The following is a 6641-nucleotide window of genomic DNA, read 5'->3' on the forward strand; positions in this document are numbered from 1 at the left end:
GCTGGATCGTCGCCTCGGCGGACAGGATGCGCATCGTGATCTCGGTGCGGCTCATTTCGAGCGAGAACACCGCGGTCGCCATGTTGTGCTTGATCGCGGCCGCCCGGGCGATGTCGATTCCGAGCGTTGACTTGCCGACGGCAGGCCTCGCCGCGATGACGATCATCTGCCCGGCGTGCAACCCGTTGGTCAGCTCGTCGAGTTCGAGGAACCCGGTCGGCACGCCGATGAACTCATCGGTGCGCCCCGCCGCCGCCTCGATCTCCTCCATCGTCTCGTTGAGCAGCTCACCCAGCGCGTGGTAGTCCTCGCCGCCGCGCTTCTCGGCCACCGAGTACACCTCGGCCTGGGCGCGGTTGACGATCTCGTCGATGTCCCCTTCGCCCTGCCCGTAGCCCATCTGCACGATGCGGGTGCCGGCCTCGACGAGCCGCCGCAGCACCGCCCGCTCGTGGACGATCTCGGCGTAGTACCCGGCGTTGGCCGCCGTCGGCACCGACTGGATCAGCTGGTGCAGGTACGCCTGCCCCCCGACTCGGGTGAGGTCACCGCGCTTCCCCAGCTCATCGGCGACGGTGATCGCATCGGCAGGCTCGCCACGACCGAAGAGGTCGAGGACGGCATCAAAGATCAGTTCGTGTGCCGGGCGGTAGAAGTCGTGCGACTTCACGGCTTCGAGGCAGTCGGCGATCGCGTCCTTGTTGAGCAGCATCGACCCGAGCACCGACTGCTCGGCGTTGAGGTCCTGCGGGGGAAGTCGGTCGTCGGGCGGCCCGTCGGAGGGGGCGCCGTACGACGCGTTCAACTCCGCAATGGACACTGCACACCTCTTCCGAACTAGCCCTGATGATGATCGGTTCGAGCGGCCCGCTCACCGGCCCGACGCCCTGTGAACAGCACATCAGAGGCCACCGACACTCCACCGACGAGCCACGGTAAGCGCTGCCACGAGGTGCCCGACACCACCCGTGTGCACAACCTGTGGACAAGGTGTGCAAAACGCCGAGCCTCGATGTGCACACTCGGTGGACAACCCTGTGGATGGCGCGGTGCAGATCCGAAACACAGGCGGCTGACCTGCGCAAACGCCACCCACGTCATGTGGAGTGAAGAAACTTTCGGGCGTGTCTCATCCACATGGCGTGCGTCACCCCGCGGCCAGGAAATCATCCTTACCAGTCGGTAGCAGTCGGTGCGGAGCCGCCCCTGTGGATGATCGGGATGCGGTGTCGGCGAACATCCGTGGCCCTGGTGGGCAGCACGTCGGACGCCCCCGGGGATCAGCCGGTGCGGCCGTACCGCCCCGCCGACCGGGCCCGCGCCTTGGCCGCCTCGACCTCGCGGTCCTTGGGCGGCGCCGTCGTCACGAGGTCCCCGAGCAGGTGCGCGGTGATGTGCGCGATCTCCTCGACGGCCCGGTCGAAGGCCTCCTGGTTCGCCTGCGACGGCTTGGTCGTCCCACTCACCTTGCGCACGTACTGCAGCGCCGCGGCGCGCACCTCGTCCGTGGTCGCCGGGGGCTCGAAGTTGTTCAACGGTCGGATGTTGCGGCACATGCACCCACGGTAGGCCGACCACGGCACCAAACGCACGGCATCCACGCACGGCGACGGCACGGCATCCGGCCGCACCACCGCCCACCCAAGGCGTGCCAAACCTCACCTGAAATGCCCGCGAAACAGGGCCAAGATGGTGACCATGAGGATCATCAGCGTCGATGAACTGGGCCGACTGTTCGCTTCCCTGCAGGGCAAGCCGCGGGTGGTGGTCTCCGGGAACGTCGCCGTCCCCTGGCCGGCCGTGCGCATCCTCGACGCGAACAAGGACGAGTACACGATTCACGCACTGAACGCGCCGCCCGGCATCCCGGATCGCGAGGGCGTGACGGCCGAGACGTGCTTCGTCGGCGCCGGCATGCGCCGCCACTCGAACCTGTCGTACGTGCCCAGCCGGCTCTCGCTCGTGCCCGTGCTGCTCCAGCGACGCATCCCCGCAGACGTCGTCATCATCCACTGCGCCCCGCCCCGCGACGGCCAGCTCAGCCTGGGCATCGAGGTCAACATCCTGCCCGCGGCCATCGAGGGATGCCGGATGCGTTCGGGTCGCGTCGTCGCCGTCATCAACGACCAGATGCCGTACACCTACGGCGACGCACTCGTCCCCGTGGAATGGGTCGACGTCGCCATCGAGGTGTCCGAGCCGCTGCCCGCGCACGACCCCGCAACCCCCGACGACGACAGCCGCGCCATCGGCGAGCGCGTCGCCAGCCGGGTCAGCGACGGCTCCACCCTGCAGATGGGCATCGGCGGCGTCCCCGACGCCACGCTCAACGCGCTCACCGGCCGGCGCGGGCTGCGGATCTGGACCGAGATGTTCTCCGACGGAGTGCTCGCCCTCGACCGGGTCGGCGCCCTCGAACCGCACCACCCGCTCACCGCCTCGTTCCTGTTCGGGTCGCGCGAGCTCTACGACTGGCTCGACGGCAACCACCGGGTGCGGATGATGCGCACCGAACACACCAACGACCCCGGCCTCATCGCCCAGCAACGCAAGATGACCTCGGTCAACACCGCTCTCGAGGTCGACCTGTTCGGCCAGGCCAACGCGTCGCGGATCAACGCGCGCATCTACTCAGGCTTCGGCGGCCAGACCGACTTCATCGTCGGGGCGCTGCACTCGGCCGGCGGGCAGTCGTTCATCGCGCTGCGCTCGTGGCACCCCAAGGCCGACGTGTCGACCGTCGTGCCGCTCGTCGACGAGCCGGTGACGAGCTTCCAACAGAGCGCGATCGTCACCGAGCACGGGGTCGCCGAGCTGTGGGGCTACGACCAGCAGGCCCAGTGCCGGCACATCATCCGCGACGCCGCCCACCCGCAGGTGCGCGACGAGCTCTGGGAGGAAGCCGCCCACCTCGGCCTCGCGTGAGGGCACCCCTGCTCGACGTGAGTGCGGAAGTGGTGGCCCTGACCGCCACTTCCGCACTCACGGCAGGATGGGTGAGGTGATCAGTCACCCGAACCCGGGCCTGGTGGCGGCGATCCGGGCCGCGCTGGCCGACCCCGCTGTCGGCGACCCCGAGCGGGCCGTCAGCCAACGGGCCTACATGAAGTCGCCGATGCCGTTTCGAGGGCTCAGCAAACCTGAGCTGACCGTCCTGCTCCGGCCGCTGCTGCGTGATCGCGCCCTCGCGCCGCACACGCGCGAGGAATGGTCGGATGCCGTTCGCGACCTCGTCGACCACGCCACCCACCGCGAGGAGTGGTACGCGGCGTTGGCCGTCGCCGGTCACCGCGCGGCCCGCCCGTGGCAGGACCCGGAGGCGCTGGCCCTGTACCGCCACGTCGTCACGACCACGTGCTGGTGGGACATCGTCGACCCGGTCGCCGCGGACTTCATCGGGCCGATCCTTCTGGCGCACCGGCCGGTCGTCACCCCCCTGATCAGGGCGGATGCCGTGGACCCGCACCTCTGGGTGCGCCGCACCGCGATCCTGGCGCAGCTCAAGCACCGTGCAGACACCGACGTCGACCTGCTCTCAGACGTGCTCGACGCCAACCTCGAAGGGTCGCTGCACGGCAAGGACTTCTTCATCCGCAAGGCGGTCGGGTGGGCGCTGCGCCAGCACGCTCGGGTCGATCCCGACTGGGTGCGGGCCTACGTCGACAGCCGCGGCGACCACCTGTCCGGGTTGAGCAGGCGCGAGGCCCTCAGGCACCTCTGACCCCACCTGACGGTCCGCGAGCGTCGACCGTCGGAGCCCGGGGGCAGCCCGCCGCAGATCCTTGCTCCGGTCGCAGATCCTTCCTCCCGTGGTGCGTCCTTGCAGCAGCGCACATCGGGAGTAGGGACTCACATCCGGAGCAAGGATCTGCGTCAAGCCGGAAGGACGCCGGAACCCCATTCGTCAGACGGCTCCCCGTGAGCCCTGGCCCACGTCGAACCACGACACCCGTGGATCCGGGCGCACGCCCTTCGCGGCGAGCAGTGCACCCAGCCGATCCCGGTCGAGCGCAATGTCCCAGGTCCAGCGCACCACCTCGCTGTGTGCCCGCAATCGGTCTTCGCGCTTCTTCTCCCGCCACACGATCTCCGCGGCCTCGCTCGGGTCCGCATCCGCTGGGACCCGGTACTTCAGCTTGCCGTCGAACTCACCGATGACGCCGTCCCAGTCGAAGTCGACGTACCCGATCAGCCCTTGCTCGTCCTCGTGTTTGGCCTGCAGCCGCGGCCGGGGCAGACCCAGGCGGAACATCTGGACGCGGGACAGGCTCTCCCCCGCCGACATCGAGTCGCCGTCGGCCAGGTCGATGACGAGCGCCACCTGCGGGCGACCTCGAAGGCGAGCCGGCACGGCATTCGCCTCACGAACGAGGTCATCACGGGTGCACAACCCGTGCCGAAGCGCATGGTCGGCAGCCGCGACGGCCGTGGGGAGAGATGCGCTGCGTGCCATGTCGACGACCGTGCGAGCCACCGGCGTCACCCGGATGCCGTGGACCACCACCGTGTCCGCGGCAGGTCCCCGGATCGGACGAACACCCGGGGAGCCGCGAAGGCGAGTGCCGACGACGAGGGTGCGCACGGCATCCGGCCAGCTCTCGATGCGCGGAAGACCCCAGACTGCGGCGGCCGTCTCGTGCGCGAAGATCCACGACCGATCGGGGTCGCACACGAGTGACACGGCATGGGCTTGCGCGGCATGGCGCTGCTCGGGGGTCAATGCTGCCCAGCACGTCGACTCAGCCCAGACGCCACGGCGCACCCTGACCCAGCCGTGCTCTCGCTGGGGATCGATCCCCTGGTGGCGCAGCGCCGAGTAGAGCCGCAGGACCTGGGGGTCGAACCGCCTCGGGGCTGACTGACCGGACACGGCTCCACGATCGCAGGGCGATGCAGTTCTCCCGCGGCGTTATCCACAGGTGGGGTGCCGCAGGGTACGAGGGATGGCGCGGCGAAGCATTGCCGACGCAGATCCTTGCTCCGGTCGCAGGTCCTTACTCCGGTGGTGCGTCCATGCAGCAGCGCACATCGGGAGTACGGACTCCCATCCGGAGCATGGATCTGCGACGGCATCCGTCGGTTTCACGTGGAACAGTGCAGGCGTGAGCGATCGCCCCGACCTCGATGCCCAAGGCAGCAACCAGCCAGGCAACAACAACCCGGGTAGCGACCAGCCGGTCGGCAACCAGCCAAGCAGCGACCCGCTCGGCCCCCGACCCAGCCACGGCGGGCAGCACCGCGAGGTGCTGCGCCTGGCCATCCCGGCCTTCCTCGCCCTGGTCGCCGAGCCGCTGTTCCTGCTCACCGACGCCGCCATCGTCGGGCGCCTCGGCGTCGAGCCACTGGCCGGTCTCGGCGTCGCCAGCGCCATCCTGCTGACCGCCGCCAACATCTTCGTCTTCCTCGCCTACGGCACCACCGCCGTCGTCGCCCGCCAGCTCGGTGCAGGCGATCGCCCCGGTGCCATCGCCGGGGGCATCGACGGCACCTGGCTCGCCATCGCCCTGGGCACGGTCACCGCTGCAGCCGTGGCGACAGCCGCCGAACCGCTCTGCCGGGTCTTCGGCGCCTCCGAGGGTGCCCTCGAGCAGGCAGTGATGTACCTCCGCATCTCCGCCCTCGGCATCCCGGCCATGCTCGTCGTCCTGGCCACGACCGGCGTGCTGCGTGGCCTCCAGGACACCAAGACCCCGCTGATCGCGGCCGTCGGAGGATTCGGCCTCAACATCGTGCTCAACCTGTGGTTCGTGCACGGCCTCGGCTGGGGCATCGCCGGCTCCGCCTGGGGCACGGTCATCGCCCAGACCGTGATGGCCATCGGACTGGTCACGGTGCTCATCCGCTACGCACGGCGCGACTGCGTGCCCCTGCGGGCCCACCCCGGCCGCGTCCTCATCGCGGCGCGCGGCGGCATCCCCCTGCTCGTGCGCACGTTGGCGCTGCGCGGCGTGCTGCTCGTCACCACGTGGGTGGCCGCGAGCATGGGGGACGTGCCCCTCGCGGCCTACCAGGTGACAGCGACGATCTGGACCTTCTTCGCCTTCGCCCTCGACGCCCTCGCCATCGCGGCACAGGCCATCACCGGCAAGTCCCTCGGCGCCGGCGACCGCGAGAAGGCCCGCGAGGCGACCGCGCTGATGCTGCGCTGGGGAGTGCTGGGCGGCGTGGTCCTCGGCGCCCTGCTCCTGCTCACCCGACCCTTCCTCGCTCCGCTGTTCACGCCGGATGCCGAGGTGCAGGCCGCCATCGCCGCCGGGCTCCTCGTCGTGGCCATCGGACAACCACTCTCCGGGCTGGTGTTCGTCATCGACGGGGTGCTCATCGGCGCGGGCGACGGGGTCTGGCTGGCCAAGGCCATGCTCGTGACCCTCCTCGCCTACCTCCCGATCGTGGCCGCCGCCCACGCGGTCGGCGGCCGGGTCGTCGACGGCAGCAGCGCGGGCAACATGGCGGCGGTGACCTGGCTGTGGGTGGCGTTCACCGCCTTCATGGCCGTGCGCGCCGCCCTCATGTGGCTAAGGGTTCGCACCGACCACTGGATGGTCCTCGGCGCCACCCGCCCCTGACCCACTCGGGCTCCGGGCCGGTCAGGCCCGTGCGACGACCTCGACCGCAGCCTCGCGGCGCGGATCCCCGGCAGC

General features: G+C 70.0%; 6 protein-coding genes. 3 read left to right on the forward strand and 3 right to left on the reverse strand.

Going from position 1 to position 6641, the window contains the following annotated elements:
* Together PLL68_RS07425 and PLL68_RS07430 are read right to left on the reverse strand one after the other, a co-directional pair.
* The coding region (locus PLL68_RS07425) for a DnaB-like helicase N-terminal domain-containing protein (protein WP_324533102.1) at positions 1 to 820 on the reverse strand (820 nt) is incomplete at its 3' end.
* Positions 821 to 1280: 460 nt separating this feature from the next.
* On the reverse strand, positions 1281 to 1556 hold the full coding sequence (locus PLL68_RS07430; protein WP_324533104.1) for a DUF2277 domain-containing protein: 276 nt from the start codon (positions 1554 to 1556) through the stop codon (positions 1281 to 1283).
* A gap of 142 nt (positions 1557 to 1698) precedes the next feature.
* Here PLL68_RS07430 and PLL68_RS07435 point away from each other — a divergent pair, with 142 nt between their 5' ends.
* On the forward strand, positions 1699 to 2925 hold the full coding sequence (locus PLL68_RS07435) for an acetyl-CoA hydrolase/transferase family protein (RefSeq protein ID WP_324533105.1): 1227 nt from the start codon (positions 1699 to 1701) through the stop codon (positions 2923 to 2925).
* Positions 2926 to 3001: 76 nt separating this feature from the next.
* Positions 3002 to 3721, forward strand: coding sequence for a DNA alkylation repair protein (locus PLL68_RS07440; protein ID WP_324533107.1), 720 nt, complete (start codon positions 3002 to 3004; stop codon positions 3719 to 3721).
* Between the two features lie 183 nt (positions 3722 to 3904).
* Here PLL68_RS07440 and PLL68_RS07445 read toward each other — a convergent pair whose 3' ends face one another.
* Positions 3905 to 4870: a type IV toxin-antitoxin system AbiEi family antitoxin gene (locus PLL68_RS07445; protein WP_324533109.1), complete on the reverse strand. Its 966-nt coding sequence runs from the start codon at positions 4868 to 4870 to the stop codon at positions 3905 to 3907.
* Between the two features lie 232 nt (positions 4871 to 5102).
* On the opposite strand from PLL68_RS07445, the gene PLL68_RS07450 reads away from it, so the two are divergent.
* Positions 5103 to 6566, forward strand: coding sequence for an MATE family efflux transporter (locus PLL68_RS07450; RefSeq protein ID WP_502910686.1), 1464 nt, complete (start codon positions 5103 to 5105; stop codon positions 6564 to 6566).
* Positions 6567 to 6641: the final 75 nt, after the last annotated feature.

The sequence above is a fragment of the Ornithinibacter sp. genome (assembly GCF_035443565.1).
Taxonomy (GTDB): domain Bacteria; phylum Actinomycetota; class Actinomycetes; order Actinomycetales; family Dermatophilaceae; genus Fodinibacter.